Below are 16,661 nucleotides of genomic sequence, written 5' to 3'. Positions count from 1 at the left end.
TGGTCCTGCACGGCTTTCGGGATCAGGTGTTTCCCGGTGGCTGGTTTGTTGTCGTACCCCGGTGTCACACTGTCGGTTATGCAGTTGCGATATAACTTCCGCCTCTACCCCACTGTGGGGCAGCAGCAGTCGTTGGCGCAAGCATTCGGTTGTGCCCGGGTCGTGTTCAACGACGCCCTGGCCATCCGGCAGCAGGCGTTCCGGGAGGGCCGTCGGGTTACTGATGCGGAACTGTCGAAGTTGTTGACGGAGTCGAAGAAGACCCCGCAACGATTGTGGCTGGCAGAAGTGTCGGCGGTGGTGCTGCAGCAGGCCCTCGCCGACCTGAACACCGCGTACCGCAACTTCTTCGGCTCGGTCACCGGCGTACGGAAGGGCGGTAAGGTCGCGCCACCGCGTTTCCGGTCTCGCAAGGACAATCGGCAGGCTATCCGGTTCACGAAGAACGCCCGATTCGCGGTCACGACCGGCCGAAAGTTGCGTTTGCCGAAGATCGGTGATGTCGCGGTTCGCTGGTCGCGGGATCTGCCGTCGGATCCCTCGAGTGTGACCGTGGTGAAGGACGCGGCAGGCCGGTATTTCGCGTCGTTTGTGGTGGAGGTGGACGGGCAGCCGTTGCCTGTGTCGGATTCCGAGGTCGGTATCGATCTAGGTTTGACGACGTTCGCGGTGTTATCGAACGGTCAGACGATCGATAATCCGAGGTTCTTGCGCCGGGCGGAACGCAAGCTCGGCAAGGCGCAACGAATGTTGTCCCGCAAGGAGAAAGGCTCGAGGAATCGGGCCAAGGCGCGTGTCGAGGTCGCTCGGGCGCATGCGAGAGTGGCTGATACGCGTAGGGATTGGGCGCACAAGCAGTCCACGATGATCATCCGTGACAACCAAGCGGTGTTCGTCGAGGATTTGTGTGTGAAAGGTCTCGCGCGCACCCGGTTGGCGAAGTCGGTCCATGATGCCGGGTGGGGCATGTTCACCCGCATGCTCGAGGAGAAAGCGGCTCGGTACGGTCGGGTCTTTTCGAAGGTGGACCGGTTCTTTCCGTCGTCTCGGCTGTGTTCGGTATGCGGGGTGGTGGATGGCAAGAAGCCGTTGCATGTGCGGGAGTGGTCGTGCGTGTGTGGCACTGTCCATGACCGGGATCTCAACGCTGCGATGAATATTCACGCCGCAGGACGTGCGGAGTGGTTAAACGCTTGCGGAGGGACCGTAAGTCCCTCCGCGTAGCGGAAGGCAAGTCCCGGTGAAACAGGAACCCACCAAGAGCGCCCGTCAGGGCGTTGGTAGGAATCCCTGGCCTTCAGGCCGGGGAGGACGTCAAGTGAGGTAGCGGTAGGCGGGGGAGCCCGGTTCCAGGCGTTCGGCCTGGATCGGGGACTCCTCGATGCGGTGCATCAGCGAGGCCAAGTCGTCGGTGGCGCCGAGTTCGATGCCGACCAGCGCGGCCCCGGTATCGCGGTTGTTGCGCTTGACGTACTCGAACATGGTGATGTCGTCGTCGGGGCCGAGGACATCGTCGAGGAAGCGGCGCAGTGCACCGGGTTCCTGCGGGAAGTCGACCAGGAAGTAGTGCTTGAGGCCGCGGTGCACCAGCGAGCGTTCGATGATCTCGCCGTAACGCGAGACATCGTTGTTACCGCCCGAGACCAGCACCACAACGGTGCTGCCGGGCTCGACGTCGATCTCGGTCAGTGCCGCGGTGGCCAGTGCGCCCGCGGGCTCGGCGATGATGCCTTCGCTCTGGTAGAGGTCGAGCATCGCGGTGCAGATGGCGCCCTCGTCCACCAGCATCACCCGGAAAGGTGCTGTGCCGGTGTGGGTTTCGGGTGTGGTGAGCAGTGGCAGGGAGGCGTGCGAGACCATCCGCCCGCCGAACGAGGCCGCCGCCCGGTAGGGCAGGTCGCCGATGCGGCGCACGGCGGCACCGTCGACGAACGGGTCGATCTCGGGCAGCGTCACCGGAGCACCGGCGACCAGCGCGGCGGTGAGCGAGGCCGCGCCCGCGGGTTCGGCGCCGAGCAGACCGGTGTGCGGTGCTCGTTCGCGCAGGTAGGTGCCGATGCCGGCGAGGCAGCCGCCGCCGCCGACCGGGACGATCACCAGGTCGGGCGCGCTGCCGAGCTGCTCGAGGAATTCCGCGGCGATGGTGCCTTGACCGGCGGCGGTGCGCGGGTCGTCGAACGGCGGCACCATGGTGGCGCCGGTGCGGGCGACATCGTCGGCGGCGGCCGCGGCCGCGGCGTCGTAGGTCTCGCCGACGGCGATCAGCTCCACGAACTCGCCGCCGTGCACGCGGATGCGGTCGCGCTTCTGCTTGGGGGTGGTGGTCGGCACGTAGATGCGCCCGCGCACACCCATCGCCTGACAGGCGAAGGCCACACCCTGCGCGTGGTTGCCCGCGCTGGCGGCCACCACACCGGCCGCGCGCTCGGCGGCGGTGAGCTGCACCATCAGGTTGTAGGCGCCGCGCAGCTTGTAGGAACGGACCGCGGTCAGATCTTCGCGCTTGAGGTAGACCTGCGCACCGGTGCTCGCCGACAGTCGCGCGCTGTACTGCAGCGGAGTCGGCTCGATGATGTCGGAAATTCGCTTGGCGGCGGCGTCGATCTCGTCCGCGGTGAGCGGCGGACGGATTACGGACACGTCGGCGACGTCAGCGATGGGGGACACCCGGACAATGCTACCGAGGCGGTTCGGGTGCTCGGTGAGCGGAACCACCCGCCGTGGCAGCCACGGCGGGTGTGCTCGGACCTGCGGGTTCAGTGCGGGGTGAGGACGAAGACCGGGATCACGCGATCGGTCTTCTTCGTGTACTCGTGGTAGTCGGGCCACACGGCGACCGCGCGCTCCCACCACTGCGCTCGCTCGTCGCCGACGACCTCGCGTGCGGTGTAGTCCCCGGTGGTGGTGCCGTCGCGCAGTTCGACGTGCGGATCGGCCTTGACGTTGTAGTACCAGACGGGGTTCTTCGGCGCCCCGCCCAGCGAAGCGACGACGGCGTACTCACCGTCGTGCTCGACCCGCATCAGCGGCGTCTTGCGGAGCTTGCCGGACTTGGCGCCCTTGGTGGTGAGCAGGATGACGGGCTTTCCCTGCAGCGAAGTGCCCTCGGCGCCGCCGGAATTCTCGTAGGTCTCGGCCTGTTCGCGTGCCCAGTCCGAGGTGCTCGGTGCGTACTCTCCTGTCAGTGGCATGACCTGCACAACGAATCGACGCTGTGTGATGTTCCCGACAGGGTGAGCCGGGAAAGTTCGGTGGCCCGAACTTCGATGTGCGCCTATCCTGGTCTGCATGGCAGTACTCACCTCATCGGCAGCATCCGCGACCGTCGACATCGCGGGTAGCGCTTGGCCGGTCTACAAGCTCGAGGCGCTCGTCGCCGCGCTCGTGGTCGGTGCGCTGTTGCTGCTGATCGTCGGGTCGCCGCAGGTCGCGGTGCTGGCCGCGGCAGCAGTCGCCGCCCTCCGCTGGACCGTGGGCGCGACCCGCACCGCCTCGCTTCACTGATTCGGCCCGCCGTGGCGGAGTCACTCCGTCAGGTCGAGCGCGCTCAATTCGCCGCGCGACAGCACGCCCAGCTTCGGATATGCCTTGTACAGGTGATGGCCGACCGTGCGGTGGCTGAGGAACAACCGCGCCGCGATTTCCCGGTTCGACAAGCCCTGCGCCGCCAGCCGCACGATCTGTGACTCCTGCGGGGTGAGCAGGCGCAGCGGGCCGCCGCTCGCGCGGGCCCCGGTGCCGACGCCGAGCGCACCCAATTCGGTGCGGGCGCGCTGGCTCCACGGTGTCGCGTCGAGCCGATCGAACACGTTCATCGCCTGCTCCAGTTGCGCCCGCGCGTCGACCTTGCGTTTGTCGCGGCGCAGCCACTCGCCGTAGAGCAGCCGGGTGCGGGCTTCGTCGAACGGGCGATTCGCGGCGAGCGCGGCGATGAAGTGCTGCTCGGCGTCCGATCCGTCGGCCAGCAGCGCACGTCCGCGGGCCGCCAGCGCCGCGATCCACTCCTGTCCGGCCCGCTGCGACCAGTGGGTGAGCCGATCCAGCGCGTCGGTCGCACGGTCGGTCTCGCCGAGGCGAACCGCCACTTCGATCTGATCAGGGAGCGTGCGCAGGCCGATCACGTGATGTCGAGCCGGCTCGATCGTCATATGCGCGAGCTCTGTCCGTGCCTGCTCCAGTCTGCCTTCCCCGAGTGCGAGCAGCGCCATGGCCGCGTGCGCCCACGACGCACCGACCGCGCCCGGCCCACCGAGTTCCTCGGCCACCGCACGATCGGCGTGGTCGCGGCAGGATGTCGAATCACCGTGCAGTGCCGCGAGATAGGCGAGAAACGCGTGGATCTGACTGACCCACTGCGCCTGCCCGATGTCGCGTGCGATCCGCAACCCCTCCTCGGCCGCGATCCGGCTCTCCCGCGGGCGCCCACCGAACGACAACCCCTCGGATCGGAAGAACAACAGTGGCGCCAGCAACCCGATCCGCCCCTGCTCCCGGCATTCCCTGATCAACTCACCCGACAGCTCCTCGACCTGCTCGTCTTGGCCGACGACCAAGCCGCTGCCACACAGTTGCACGAGGTCGGCCGGACTGTCCGCCCCGCTTGCCTTCGCCGCGGCCGCCGCGTCCCGCAGGTCGGCGACCCGCTGTCCCGCCACCGACCCGGACAGGTACCGCACAATCGGCGTCGCGGGATCGTCCTCCACCAGCCGCAGCGTGGTCAGGACGGCGGCGACCTCGTCGAGTTCATCGGATCCGAGGTACCACGCGGTGTGTACGGCCTTGGTCAGAATGCGGGCAGCGCCGCGGGGATCCGTCGCGCGCGCTGCGACGGCCGCCGACATCAGCCGCCGATGCGCGGAACCCGGTTTACCACCGGCGAATTCGGCCTGCGCGCGCACCAAGTCCAGCCGCAGCTCGAACTCGGTCTCCTCGGACCCGAACGTCGCTCCTTCGCCCGGCCGGCTCGTCGGGTCGGTCTCCGCTCGGTCGAACTCGCGCTTGGCGGCATCGAATTCAGTTCTGTGGGACAGTGATTCGGCCCGATCAGCCAGTCGCTCGGCTCGGTCGCCGAGGCCGGCTTCGGTCGCGGTCTCAGCGGCGAGAACGAGTCTGCGTACCCGTGCACCGGCGTCGGTGCTCAACGCCGCCGCGCGATCGTAGGCGGTCATCGCGCCGTGGTAGCCGTGGCGGCGACGGGCGCGATCGGCCGTTCGCTCCAGCGCGGTCGCGGTGTGCTCGTCGGGACCTGTTGCCGCGCAAGCGAGGTGCCACGCGCGCAGGTCGGCGGCGTCGTCGTCGACCAGCGCGTCGGCGAGCGCACGATGGGCGGCGAGGCGGTCGGTGAGCGCTGAGCCCTGGTAGACCGCGGAGCGCAACAGTGGATGGCGCCAGGTGAGCGACTGACCGTCGGTGGCGACCATGCCCGCGTCCTGCGCGGGTTGCAGGTCTTGGAGTGACGTGCCGAGCGCGGACGCGGCACGCAGCACCGGAGCGAGGTCTGCCGCGCCGGCGGCCGCGGCGACCAGCAGCACGGTTCTCGTCGCCGCGGGCAGTCGGGTGACCCGCCCGTGGAAGGCCAGCTGCAACCGTTGCGTCAACGGCAGCGGATTCGTCTCGCCGACGATGCCCGCGCCGACGACGGACGGAAGTTCCAGCAGCGCAAGCGGGTTGCCGTCCGATTCGGCGAGCAGCCGATACCGCACGGCCGGACTCAACGGGGTCGTACCGGCATCGAGCAGTGCCGCCGCCGCGTCGGGACGCAACCCCGGCAGCACGAGTTCCGTCAGCCCGGGAGCGGGAAAATCCTGCGGACCCGAGCGAGTCGCGAACAGCATCACCACCCCCTCGGCGTCGAGTCTGCGTGCCGCGAACAGCAGTGCCGCCGCGGTTGCCCGGTCCAGCCAGTGCGCGTCGTCGATCAAGCACAGCAGCGGTCCCTGCGCCGCCTCCTCGGCGAGCAGTGTCAGCACCGCGAGCCCGATCAGCATCTGATCGGCAGGGGTGCCCTCGCCCAGCCCGAACGCCGCCTCTAGTGCGTCACGCTGCCGCGACGGCAATCGGCGGACCAATTCCATGCCGGGCCGGACCAGCAGATGTAGTGCCGCGAAAGGCAATTCGGCCTCGGACTCGATGCCCGCACTGCGCACAGTCGGAATACCCTGCGCCGCTGCGTAATCCAGCAGTGCCGTTTTACCGATCCCGGCTTCACCGCGCAGTACCAACGCCCCGCTCCGGCCCGCGCGCGCCCCACTGAGCAGGTCATCGATCCTGGCCTGTTCGCTGTCGCGTCCGTGCAGCATGGGCTCCACCGTATCGCCGTACCGGTATCGGCAGTAGTCGCGTCGGAAAAAGTACCTATAGGCGACTGATTCGACCGACCCCCCTCGCGCCATAACGTTGGTGTCATCGCAGGAACAACCCGCGAAATACCAGCTCAAAGCCCATTTCGGAGGTCGAGATGAACACCGTCGTCGCACAGTACCTGGAAGCCTGGAACACCCGCGAGCCCGCCGCCCGCCGCTCCGCGGTCGCCCGTCTGTTCACCCCGGACGCCCGCTACGTCGATCCGTTGGTCGCGGTCACCGGTCATGCCGAGCTCGAGGCCGCCATCGCGGGAGTGCAGTCCCAGTTCCCCGACTGGACCTTCACCCTGGCAGGCCCGGTCGACGCCCATCACGACCAGGTCCGCTTCACCTGGGGCCTCGGCCCTGCCGACGCCCCCGCCGTAGTGATCGGCTTCGACGTCGCCGTCCTCACCGACGGCCGCATCGACAGCGTCTACGGCTTCCTCGACCAGGTCCCCACCACCACCTGACAGGCGCACTCGCCTAACCCCTTTCGCAGCCGAGGAGATCAGCCATGACCACCACCGCCCCATCCCGCCTGTCCGCACTGTTCGCCTCCGGCGAGAACCTGCTGCGGCTGTCGTTGCGCCTGGACGCCGTCGTCACCACCGCCAACGGCCTGGCCTATCTGGCACTGGCGCAACCGCTGGAACGGCTACTCGGCCTCGAGGCCGGCGTCGGCCTCGCGATCGGCGCCTTCCTCACCGTCTACGGCCTCGCCGTCGCGGTCGTCAGCCGATCGGCGCCCGTCAACCGTGCCGCGGCGTCGGTGGTGGCGATGGGCAACACCGCCTGGGTCGTGGCCAGCCTTGCCGCGCTGGTGACCGGCGCACTCGGTCTCACCACGGTGGGTGCGGTGTGGGCGGTGATGCAGTCGGTGACCGTCGGCGGTTTCGCCGCCCTTCAGTACCTGGGTCTACGCCGAGGCCGCTGAGCTGGACACAGGGGCTGAGCCGATACGAGGGACCGACGCACGCTGCGTCGGTCCCTCCGCTTGTGCCCGGCCTCCCGGACCGCGTACGAGACCCGTCGCTCTGGCCCACGACTGCTGCCGCGGCAGCAGCGCTGTGGAGCGCCATCGCGCTGTTCAGCGCACCAGCAGTGCGACAGGCAGGCGGGCGAACAGTTTGTCCACCCGAGCACTACCCGAATAGCTGATTCCGGTGAGTCGGTCAGTCCAATTCCCTTGTGGCAACGGCAAAGTGGTGTCGAGCCAGCCCGTCGTGCCGAGCCCGACCGAATGCCTGGTCGCCGCCACGATCACCTCCGGCGCTTCTCCCGCGGGACCCCGCCCATAGGCGATGAACCGTTGCGCGTGCTCACCGCTGGCATAGAGCGGCCGATACATCCCGCCGACGAAGCACTCCGGCCGCTCCCTGCGTAACCACAGCGCATAGGCGACCACCCACATCTTCGCCGCCCCAGTGGTATCCAGAGTCGGTGTGTCGGTAAGTGATTGGAGCATCCCCACCCGGGTGGCGAAGTTGACCGGCCGCCGATTGTCGGGGTCTACGAGGGAGTCCTCCCACAACTCGGTGCCCTGGTAGATATCGGGAATCCCCGGCGCGCCCAGCTGCAAGAGCTTCTGCGACACCGCGTCCGACCATGCGTGCGGCGCGAGCTCATGCGCCAAGTCGCCGATGCCGGTGCCGACCGGCCCGTCGATCACCGCGTCGAGCCAGCCGTGCACGGCCGATTCGAACTCACCGTCGGGCTCTTCCCACGACGTCTTGGTCCCGGCCTCGCGAATGGACTTCTCCGCGAACAGGTGCAGCCGATCTCGCAGGCCGGGCACCGACGAGGCAGGCCGGCCGTCGGCAGGCCACACCCCGAACATGTTCTGCAACAGGAACAATGCCGTCGCCCCGTCGGGTGCGGGGGTGGTCTCGAGCCAGCCTCGAACCCGCTGCGACCAGACCTCGGCGACCTGTGACAGCACCCCGATCCGGGCGCGCACATCCTCGCCACGCTTGGTGTCGTGGGTCGAGATCGTCGTCATGGTCGCGGGCCAGCGCTGCGCGCGTTCGCTGTTGGACAGGTGGAAGTCGTTGACGGAATGGCCGAATCGCGCCGGATTTCCGCCGACCTCCTGCAACGACACCAGCCGCGCACCCTGATAGAACATGGTGTCCTCGACCGACTTGGCGGTGATCGCCCCGCACACCTGCGAGAACCTCCGCGCCGCTTCACCGCCCACCGACAGCGCGGTCACCAGTACCGAAAGTGGCGCCGTCAGTTCGGCATTGCGCTTCTCCACCTCCGCCACGACCGCGGCCGTCATCCCGGCCAGCGGCGCGTAATCCACCCGGTACACCGGCATGAAAGCCAGCACCTCGATGGTCGCGTTGCTCACCGCGAGGGTGTCGAAACTGCCCGCATTGCCGTCGCGTTTGATCGCGGCGACCAATCGCCGGATCTCCGGCGCCAGAATGGTTTCGGCGACAGCCCGCTTGATCCGGTGCTCGGTCTCGCCGAACCAGGCCCGGTCGCTACCATGCCCCGCGACGTGCTGGGACAGCTCGGTCAGCGTCGACTCACCCGCCGGATCGATCAATACCCCGCCGAGATCGGCCAGCGCGTCATAGCCGGTGGTTCCGTCGACCGGCAGCGTCGCGTCGAGGGGCTCGCGATTGGCGAGGATCTTCTCGATGAGCAGCAACCGCTGCGGCCCGATCAGCCTGCGCAGCCGGGTGAGATACGCACTCGGATACGACAATCCGTCCGGATGGTCGATCCGAACACCGTCGATCAGATCGTGTTCGCACCAGGCCGCCAGCTCCCGGTGCGTCGCCTCGAATACCTCCGGGTCTTCCTGCCGGATCGCGGCCAGACTGCTCACCGCGAAGAACCGCCGATACGTGCACACCCCGGCCTTCCAGCTCACCAGCCGGTAGTGCTGGCGGTCATGGATGCGCAGCGCGTTGTCGCCGTCGGTACCCGCCGCGATCGGGAATCGCAGATCGTGCAGTGCCAGCATCGGTTCCGCCCCCGACCGGTCGACGGTCAGCGCGGCCGGGTCGTTCTCGTTCTGCAGGACCGGCAACGCCAGCCGCCCGCCCGCGCCGTTACCCGAGCTCCAGTCGATGTCGAAATACTTGGCGTACGGCGACTTCTGGCCGTTGCGCAGCACATCCCACCACCACGGATTCTGCCGCGGATCAGCGACACCCACATGGTTGGGCACCATGTCGACGATCAATCCCATGCCGCGACTACGCACTTCGTCGGAGAGCGCCTTGAGTCCCGTCGGGCCGCCGAGCGCGGCCGAGACCGTGGTCGGATCGGTGACGTCGTAACCGTGCGTCGACCCGTGCGTCGCGGTCAGGATCGGCGACAGGTACAGGTGCGAGATGCCGAGCTGCTGTAGGTATTCGGCGATGGCGCGGGCGTCGGCGAAGGTGAGCGCGTCGGGGCGTAGCTGCAATCGGTAGGTGCTGCGCACCGTGCCGGCCCGTACGGGTGCGCGATGCAGCATGGTCAGCGGGTCGGTCACATAGGTCTCGGTCATCGTCTCGCTCGGCGGCTAGGCGGTTCGGCGCAGTACTAGCAGGCAGCGGCTGGCAACCGGCAGCGTCGCCGCGGCGGCGTACACCGCGTCGGCCGCGCCGGTCGGGGTCGAACAATCCAGGGCGAGCGACCATTGCGCACCGAACTCCGGGTCGGGCAGCACGAAATCGATCGCGTCGTCGTGCGCATTGAAGCACAGCAGGAACGAGTCGTCGGTGATGCGCTCACCACGCGGACCCGGTTCGGCGATGCCGTCGCCGTCGAGCAGCACGGCCAGTGACTTCCCGAAGCCGCTGTCCCAGTCGTCGTTGGTCATCTCGGTGCCCGCGGGTGTGAACCAGGCGATTTCGCGCCGGTGACCCTGGTCGTCGCTCGGACCGGCGGCCAGGAAACGGCGCCGCCGGAAGATCGGATGCTCGGTGCGCAACGTGATCACGGCCCGGGTGAACGCGAGCAGGTCGGCATTGGTCTTCGCCAGCGACCAGTCCATCCACGCCAGCGGCGAATCCTGGCAGTACACATTGTTGTTGCCGAGCTGAGTGCGTCCGATCTCGTCGCCGTGGGCCAGCATCGGCGTGCCCTGACTCAGGATCAGCGTGGCCAGCAGGTTCCGTTGCTGACGAGCACGCAGCGCGAGGACTCGGGAATCATCGGTCTCGCCTTCGACCCCGCAGTTCCACGATCGATTGTGGCTTTCGCCGTCCCGATTGCCCTCGCCATTGGCGTCATTGTGTTTCTCGTTGTAGGACACCAGATCTCGTAGCGTGAAGCCGTCGTGCGCGGTGACGAAGTTGATGCTGGCGCCCGGCCTGCGCCCCGTCGACTCGTACAGATCCGACGACCCGGTGAGCCGAGAGGCGAACTCGCCCAACGTCGCGGGCTCCCCACGCCAGTAATCACGCACCGTGTCCCGGTATTTGCCGTTCCACTCGGTCCACAGACTGGGGAAGTTGCCGACCTGGTAGCCGCCTTCGCCGACGTCCCACGGTTCGGCGATGAGCTTGACCTGACTCACCACCGGATCCTGGTGCACCAGGTCGAAGAACGCGGAAAGCCGGTCCACATCGTGCAATTCGCGCGCCAGAGTCGCGGCGAGGTCGAAGCGGAAGCCGTCGACGTGCATGTCCAGAATCCAGTACCGCAGCGAATCCATGATCAGCTGCAGCGTGTGCGGATGCCGGACATTGAGGCTGTTGCCGGTGCCGGTGTAGTCCTTGTAGTGCTCGGGGTCGGTCTCGTCGAGCCGGTAGTAGGCCGCGTTGTCGATGCCGCGCAGGCTCAGTACCGGCCCGTTGTGGTTGCCCTCGCCGGTGTGGTTGTAGACGACGTCGAGAATCACCTCGATGCCCTCGGCATGCATCGCACGCACCATCGCCTTGAACTCCGCCACCGCACCATCGCCACGCGGCCGGGCCGAATACTGGTTGTGTGGCGCGAGATACCCGATGCTGTTGTAGCCCCAGTAGTTACGCAAACCCTGATCGGTGAGTACGTGATCGTGGAAGAACTGGTGCACCGGCATGAGCTCGATCGCGGTGACGCCCAACGATTTCAGATGTCCGATGATCGCCGGATGCGCCAGACCCGCGTAGGTGCCGCGCAGATCCTCCGGGATATCCGGGTGCGTCATCGTCAGGCCCTTGACGTGCGCCTCGTAGATCACCGTCTCGTGATAGGGCCGGTGCGGTGGCCGGTCGGGACCCCAGTCGAAGAACGGGTTGATCACCACCCCGGTCATCGTGTGGCCCAGCGAATCCAGCCCGTAGGTATAGAGCGAGGGGTCGTTGACGAACTCGCCGTCGAACGCCTTCCCATACGGGTCGAGCAGCAGTTTGCTGGGATCGCAGCGCAATCCGAGCTCCGGATCGTACGGGCCGTGGACGCGAAAGCCGTAGCGCTGACCCGGCGTGACGGAGGGGAGATAGGCGTGCCGGACATAACCGTCGACTTCGTCGAGGTCGATGCGGGTCTCGGCGCCGTCCTTGGCGATCAGGCAGAGCTCGACCTTCGTGGCGACTTCGGAGAACACCGAGAAGTTCGTGCCCCCGCCGTCGTAGGTCGCGCCGAGCGGATACGCGGTGCCCGGCCACACCTCGGGTCGGTCGTTCGGGCTCGACATGCTACGACAGTAATGGAACCAATGGCCGCGCCGCGCACGATGTGACTGGGTGCTCGCTGACCGCTGCTCAGGCGGAGGTGGCCGCGACCAGTTGCCGGGCGTAGCCCGTGCGGCGCGCGAGCCGGGCCAATCCGCCGAGGATCAGCCGCTGCAGGAATACGGGCGGACCGACGAGATAACCGTCTCCGTACTCCCACAGCAGCCCGAGGGCCAGCGGGTTGCGGGGGAGTCTGTTCGACGTCGTCTTGCCCGCGTTGTCCAGGCCACTCCAGAACGCGAACATCTCCCAGTGGTGCAGCGGCGGCCGGATCAGATGTTCCATCACGGTGTCGTTCGCTTCGTTCCAGAACTCGTGCACGACGCGCGGTGCGGCGGTGACGGAGTCGCCAGGCCCGGCCACCACCTCTTCCCCGTCGATGCGAAACCGCACCCGGCCGGTGCGAATGGTCCAGGTTTCAGCGAGCTCGGGATGCCAGTGCGGGCCTGCTTGCCTGCCGATTTTCGCTGTGCGGTGTTCGAGGAGCAGGAAGGGGCCCTGCGCGTCGGTGCCGCGATCGACGAGAGTGACCCGACTCCCGTCACGGAAAGTGAGGACCGTACCGATGTCAGCCATACTCCAGGTATAAAGGTAACCTTCCTATTATGTCAATGCCCGAGCGGTCCTCATTGTTGAAGCTTCTCGTCCAGGCTGCCGATGCGTACGAGCGTGCGCTGAATCCGTTGCTGCGCGCGGAGCTGGGCACCGACCTGCGCCCCGCGCACTACCCGGTATTCCGGTACCTGGCGCCCGGCGGATCGCGGGTGACCGAATTGGCCGAGGCTGCCGGGATGACCCAACAGTCGATGGGGGAACTGGTCACGCACCTGGAAAAGTCCGGATATGTGGAGCGCACATCCGACCCTGCCGACCGGCGCGCGCGGTTGATCCTCCTCACGGCAAGAGGGCGGGATGCGGTGGCGCTGGGCGGGCAGCTCCTGGCGCGCATCGAACAGACGATCGCCGCCGAACTCGGCGCTGACTCGGTGGTCGTGCTCCGTAACGCGCTGGCTCGGCTGCCTGCCGTGATCGCGAATCACTCCGACGCCAGGTCCGCGAGCGACGGCAGGTGATAACTTGAACAGCGTTCAAGGCTGTCGTCTCGGCAGCCCCGGGCGACGACGAGGAAACCTGTGGACCTGAGCCCCGAGCAGATCACCGCCCTCGATGCCGAATACGTCTGGCATCCCTACGGCGGATTTCCCGCGACCACCGAGCCGCTGGTCGTGGCCAGTGCGGCGGGCACGCGACTCACTCTCGCCGACGGCCGCGAACTCGTCGACGGGATGAGCTCGTGGTGGGCGGCAGTCCACGGCTACTGCCACCCCGTCCTGGACGCGGCCCTACTCGCGCAATCGCGGCGGATGAGTCACGTGATGTTCGGCGGCCTCACCCACGAACCGGCCACCCGTCTGGCCCAATTGCTGGTCGAACTGACGCCCGCCGGCTTGGACAAGGTCTTCCTCTGCGATTCCGGCTCGGTCTCGGTCGAGGTCGCGACGAAGATGTGCCTGCAGTACTGGCGCAGTGTCGGGCGCCCGGCGAAGAACCGGCTGCTCACCTGGCGCGGGGGATACCACGGCGACACCTTCACGCCGATGAGCGTCTGCGACCCCGACGGCGGTATGCACTCGCTGTGGACCGACGTCCTCACCGAGCAGGTCTTCGTCCCCCCGCCGCCGCGCGACTTCGAACCCGACTACGTCGCCGTGCTCGAACGCGCGGTCGCCACCCATCGCGACGAGCTGGCCGCGGTGATCGTCGAACCGGTCGTGCAGGGCGCGGGCGGCATGCGCTGGCACGACCCGCGCTACCTCGCCGAACTACGCCGGATCTGCGACGACAACGACGTCCTGCTCGTCTTCGACGAGATCGCCACCGGATTCGGCCGCACCGGTGCACTGTTCGCCGCCGACCATGCAGGCGTCGCGCCGGACGTGATGTGTGTCGGCAAGGCGCTGACCGGCGGTTATCTCACCTTGGCCGCGGCATTGTGCAGCACGCGGATCGCCGAGACGATCAGTGCGGCGCACGGCGGTTTGATGCACGGGCCGACCTTCATGGGCAATCCGCTGGCCTGCGCCGTCGCGGTCGCCTCGATCGAGTTGCTGCGCTCGCGAGACTGGAAGGGGGAGGTGGCCAGGATCGAGTCCGAACTACTGGCAGGCCTCGCGCCGCTCGCCGAGCTGCCCGGCGTCGCCGAGGTCCGCGTGCTCGGTGCGATCGGCGTCGTCGAACTCGATGAACCCGTCGACATGCGCGCCGCGACTGATGCCGCCGTCGACGCGGGCGCCTGGCTACGCCCGTTCCGCAACCTCATCTACACGATGCCCCCGTTCATCAGCAGCACGGCCGACATCGCCACCATCACCGAGGCCGTGCGCGCGGCGGTGAAGGCCTCGGTCGCATGAACCGCCGGGGCCGTTCGCACCACGGTGACATCGTCGCTCGTGTGACCGCCTGGTCGAGAGGTGCCGGAGTCATGCCGACCGTACTAACGGCAGCGCTCGGATGAGTGCGCGGCCAACCGTCCTGAACGGTGTTCAAGTATGCTGCTCAACTGTGAGTACGGATCCGTTGAGCTGGTTGGACGAGCGTGCGGCCGAACGGGTCGACGCCGGGCTACGCAGGCACTTGCGCGTGCGTGCCGCTGAGTCGCCCGCGATCGACCTCGCCTCCAACGACTACTTGGGCCTGCACCGGCACCCCGAGGTCGTCGAGGGTGCGATCGAGGCCGTGCGTCGGTGGGGAGCGGGAGCCACGGGATCCCGGCTGGTCACCGGAACGACCGCCGAGCACGCGCTTCTCGAGGCCGAACTGGCCGAATTCGTCGGCGCCGAAACAGGATTGGTCTTCGCCACCGGCTATGCCGCCAACCTGGGTGTGGTCACCGCACTGGCCGGACGCGGCACTCTCGTGGTCTCCGACGCGGGCTCGCACGCCTCGCTGGTCGACGCGTGCAGGCTCTCCCGCGCCAGGGTCGCGATCGCACCGCACCGCGATGTCGCCGCGGTCGAGCGGCTGCTCGCCGACCGCACCGAGGAGCGCGCGCTGGTCCTCACCGATTCGGTCTTCAGCGCCGACGGGGACCTCGCGCCACTGGCCGATCTCCATCGCGTCACCCGGGCGAACGGCGCCATCCTGATCGTCGACGAAGCCCACGGACTCGGTGTGCGCGGCGCGGGCGGACGCGGACTCGTGCACGAGCTGGGCTTGGCCGGCGAACCCGACCTCGTCGTCACCGCGACCCTGTCGAAGGCATTCGCCGCCCAGGGCGGGGTAGTCCTGGCCGATGCCAGGATCCGCGCCCACCTCATCGACGCCGCCCGCACCTTCATCTTCGACACCGGGCTCGCGCCAGCCGCGGTCGGTGCGGCGCGCGCCGCCCTCGCACTGCTGCGCCGCGATCCCGCGATGGCCGGCCGCGTCCTCGGCCGCGCCGCCGACATCGCCCGGATCGCCGGAGTGCCCGACCCTGATTCCGCGGTGGTCTCGGTGGTTCTCGGCGAAGCGCAGGTGGCGTTCGATGCCGCGCAAGCCTGCCGCGCCCGCGGACTCGACGTCGGCTGCTTCCGCCCGCCCTCGGTTCCCGAAGGCACCTCACGGCTGCGTCTCACCGCCCGTGCCGACCTCACTTCCGCCGAACTCGAGACCATCGCTGAGGTACTCGGCGATGTTCTCGCGTCGGCCCGCGGCAAGGAATCGGTGACGGCATGACTGTCCTGCTGATCAGTGGAACCTCGACCGACGTCGGCAAAACCGTCGTCACCGCGGCACTGGCCGCCGCCGCACAGGCCGCGGGCCGCACCGTCGCGGTCTGCAAACCCGCCCAGACCGGCATCGCCCCCGGCGAACCCGGCGACCTCGCCGAGATCACCCGCCTGAGCGGGGTAACCCGCACCCTCGAGCTCGCCCGCTACCCGGAACCGCTCGCTCCCGACACCGCCGCACGCCGCGCGGCTATGCCGCTACTAACTCTGAGCGACACCGTCGCCGGCGTCGATTCGCTCGGCGATGCCGACCTGGTGCTGGTCGAAGGCGCGGGCGGTCTGCTGGTCCGGATGGGGGAGTTCACCCTGCTCGACCTCGCGCAGAAGATCGGTGCCTCGGTGCTGGTTGTCGCCGCGGCCGGACTCGGCACCCTCAACCACAGCGAACTCACCACCCGCACGCTCGCCGCGGCCGGTGTTCCCTGCGCCGGCTTGGTCATCGGCTCTTGGCCGACCGACCCCGACCTCGCCGCCCAGTGCAATCGCGATGATCTTCCGCGCGTCACCGAGACCCCGGTAGTCGGCACAATCCCCGCAGGCGCGGGACAATGGGATCGCCACCGCTTCACCACGGCGGCGCCGAGTTGGTTCACCACCGGCCTGCTGCTTGGAAACCACCCTTGACCAGCCGATTTGACTTCGTGTTGGTCGGCACGTAACTTTATTCGAGTCAGAGCGACACGGACACCGACTCAGCCGCCCAACGGTTGAGACACGAGGTAGGACGTTGAGCGCCTGACTGATCATGTGTTCAGAGGAACTCGGGTCGGATTTGCTTCCGACCGGTTGTCTGAGCTAAGTTTGAACCCTTGCCTCACCGAAACCCCTACTAGATGTTGTGGGTAGAAGTGTGTGCGTGTGTTCTTTGAGAACTCAATAGTGTG

General features: G+C 67.8%; 14 protein-coding genes. 8 read left to right on the top strand and 6 right to left on the bottom strand.

What is annotated here, in order from left to right; all coding sequences use genetic code 11:
- Positions 1–78 precede the first annotated feature (78 nt).
- Positions 79–1,224 (top strand): RNA-guided endonuclease InsQ/TnpB family protein, encoded by a 1,146-nt coding sequence (locus ACFWO8_RS29395; protein ID WP_378969422.1) that lies wholly within the window; start codon positions 79–81, stop codon positions 1,222–1,224.
- Between the two features lie 90 nt (positions 1,225–1,314).
- Here the strand turns inward: ACFWO8_RS29395 and ilvA are convergent, their stop codons facing one another.
- Positions 1,315–2,667, bottom strand: coding sequence for a threonine ammonia-lyase IlvA (gene ilvA / locus ACFWO8_RS29390; RefSeq protein WP_378969417.1), 1,353 nt, complete (start codon positions 2,665–2,667; stop codon positions 1,315–1,317).
- Between the two features lie 89 nt (positions 2,668–2,756).
- A complete protein-coding gene (locus ACFWO8_RS29385; protein ID WP_378969410.1) occupies positions 2,757–3,191 on the bottom strand; it encodes a nitroreductase family deazaflavin-dependent oxidoreductase in 435 nt (144 codons plus the stop codon).
- 97 nt (positions 3,192–3,288) lie between these two features.
- Here ACFWO8_RS29385 and ACFWO8_RS29380 point away from each other — a divergent pair, with 97 nt between their 5' ends.
- Positions 3,289–3,504 (top strand): hypothetical protein, encoded by a 216-nt coding sequence (locus ACFWO8_RS29380; RefSeq protein WP_378969403.1) that lies wholly within the window; start codon positions 3,289–3,291, stop codon positions 3,502–3,504.
- Between the two features lie 20 nt (positions 3,505–3,524).
- Here the strand turns inward: ACFWO8_RS29380 and ACFWO8_RS29375 are convergent, their stop codons facing one another.
- On the bottom strand, positions 3,525–6,299 hold the full coding sequence (locus ACFWO8_RS29375; protein WP_378969398.1) for an AAA family ATPase: 2,775 nt from the start codon (positions 6,297–6,299) through the stop codon (positions 3,525–3,527).
- 158 nt (positions 6,300–6,457) lie between these two features.
- On the opposite strand from ACFWO8_RS29375, the gene ACFWO8_RS29370 reads away from it, so the two are divergent.
- Positions 6,458–6,814, top strand: a complete 357-nt coding sequence (locus ACFWO8_RS29370; RefSeq protein WP_378969391.1) for a nuclear transport factor 2 family protein — start codon at positions 6,458–6,460, stop codon at positions 6,812–6,814.
- A gap of 44 nt (positions 6,815–6,858) precedes the next feature.
- The gene (locus ACFWO8_RS29365; RefSeq protein ID WP_378969381.1) at positions 6,859–7,278 is read left to right on the top strand and encodes a hypothetical protein; all 420 of its coding nucleotides are present in this window, start codon (positions 6,859–6,861) and stop codon (positions 7,276–7,278) included.
- A gap of 153 nt (positions 7,279–7,431) precedes the next feature.
- On the opposite strand, the gene treY is transcribed toward ACFWO8_RS29365, so the two are convergent.
- The 3 genes from treY to ACFWO8_RS29350 all read right to left on the bottom strand — a co-directional run bounded on the left by treY (position 7,432) and on the right by ACFWO8_RS29350 (position 12,583).
- The gene (treY, locus tag ACFWO8_RS29360) at positions 7,432–9,819 is read right to left on the bottom strand and encodes a malto-oligosyltrehalose synthase (protein WP_378969943.1); all 2,388 of its coding nucleotides are present in this window, start codon (positions 9,817–9,819) and stop codon (positions 7,432–7,434) included.
- A 48-nt stretch (positions 9,820–9,867) separates the two neighbouring features.
- Complete coding sequence (gene glgX / locus ACFWO8_RS29355) at positions 9,868–11,970, bottom strand: glycogen debranching protein GlgX (protein WP_378969376.1); 2,103 nt, start codon at positions 11,968–11,970, stop codon at positions 9,868–9,870.
- A gap of 67 nt (positions 11,971–12,037) precedes the next feature.
- On the bottom strand, positions 12,038–12,583 hold the full coding sequence (locus ACFWO8_RS29350) for a cupin domain-containing protein (protein ID WP_378969368.1): 546 nt from the start codon (positions 12,581–12,583) through the stop codon (positions 12,038–12,040).
- Positions 12,584–12,612: 29 nt separating this feature from the next.
- Here ACFWO8_RS29350 and ACFWO8_RS29345 point away from each other — a divergent pair, with 29 nt between their 5' ends.
- The 4 genes from ACFWO8_RS29345 to bioD all read left to right on the top strand — a co-directional run bounded on the left by ACFWO8_RS29345 (position 12,613) and on the right by bioD (position 16,401).
- Positions 12,613–13,080, top strand: coding sequence for a MarR family winged helix-turn-helix transcriptional regulator (locus ACFWO8_RS29345; RefSeq protein WP_378969364.1), 468 nt, complete (start codon positions 12,613–12,615; stop codon positions 13,078–13,080).
- 60 nt (positions 13,081–13,140) lie between these two features.
- Positions 13,141–14,418: an adenosylmethionine--8-amino-7-oxononanoate transaminase gene (locus tag ACFWO8_RS29340; RefSeq protein ID WP_378969357.1), complete on the top strand. Its 1,278-nt coding sequence runs from the start codon at positions 13,141–13,143 to the stop codon at positions 14,416–14,418.
- A gap of 100 nt (positions 14,419–14,518) precedes the next feature.
- A complete protein-coding gene (locus ACFWO8_RS29335) occupies positions 14,519–15,724 on the top strand; it encodes an 8-amino-7-oxononanoate synthase (RefSeq protein WP_378969352.1) in 1,206 nt (401 codons plus the stop codon).
- Positions 15,721–16,401: a dethiobiotin synthase gene (gene bioD, locus ACFWO8_RS29330; protein ID WP_378969345.1), complete on the top strand. Its 681-nt coding sequence runs from the start codon at positions 15,721–15,723 to the stop codon at positions 16,399–16,401. The genes ACFWO8_RS29335 and bioD overlap by 4 nt, the downstream gene beginning before the upstream one ends.
- Positions 16,402–16,661: the final 260 nt, after the last annotated feature.

This window comes from Nocardia sp. NPDC058480, assembly GCF_042720495.1.
In the GTDB taxonomy this organism is placed as follows: Bacteria; Actinomycetota; Actinomycetes; order Mycobacteriales; family Mycobacteriaceae; genus Nocardia.
The sequence above is the reverse complement of the archived record's forward strand: the minus strand, read 5'-3'. Positions and strand labels throughout refer to the sequence as shown.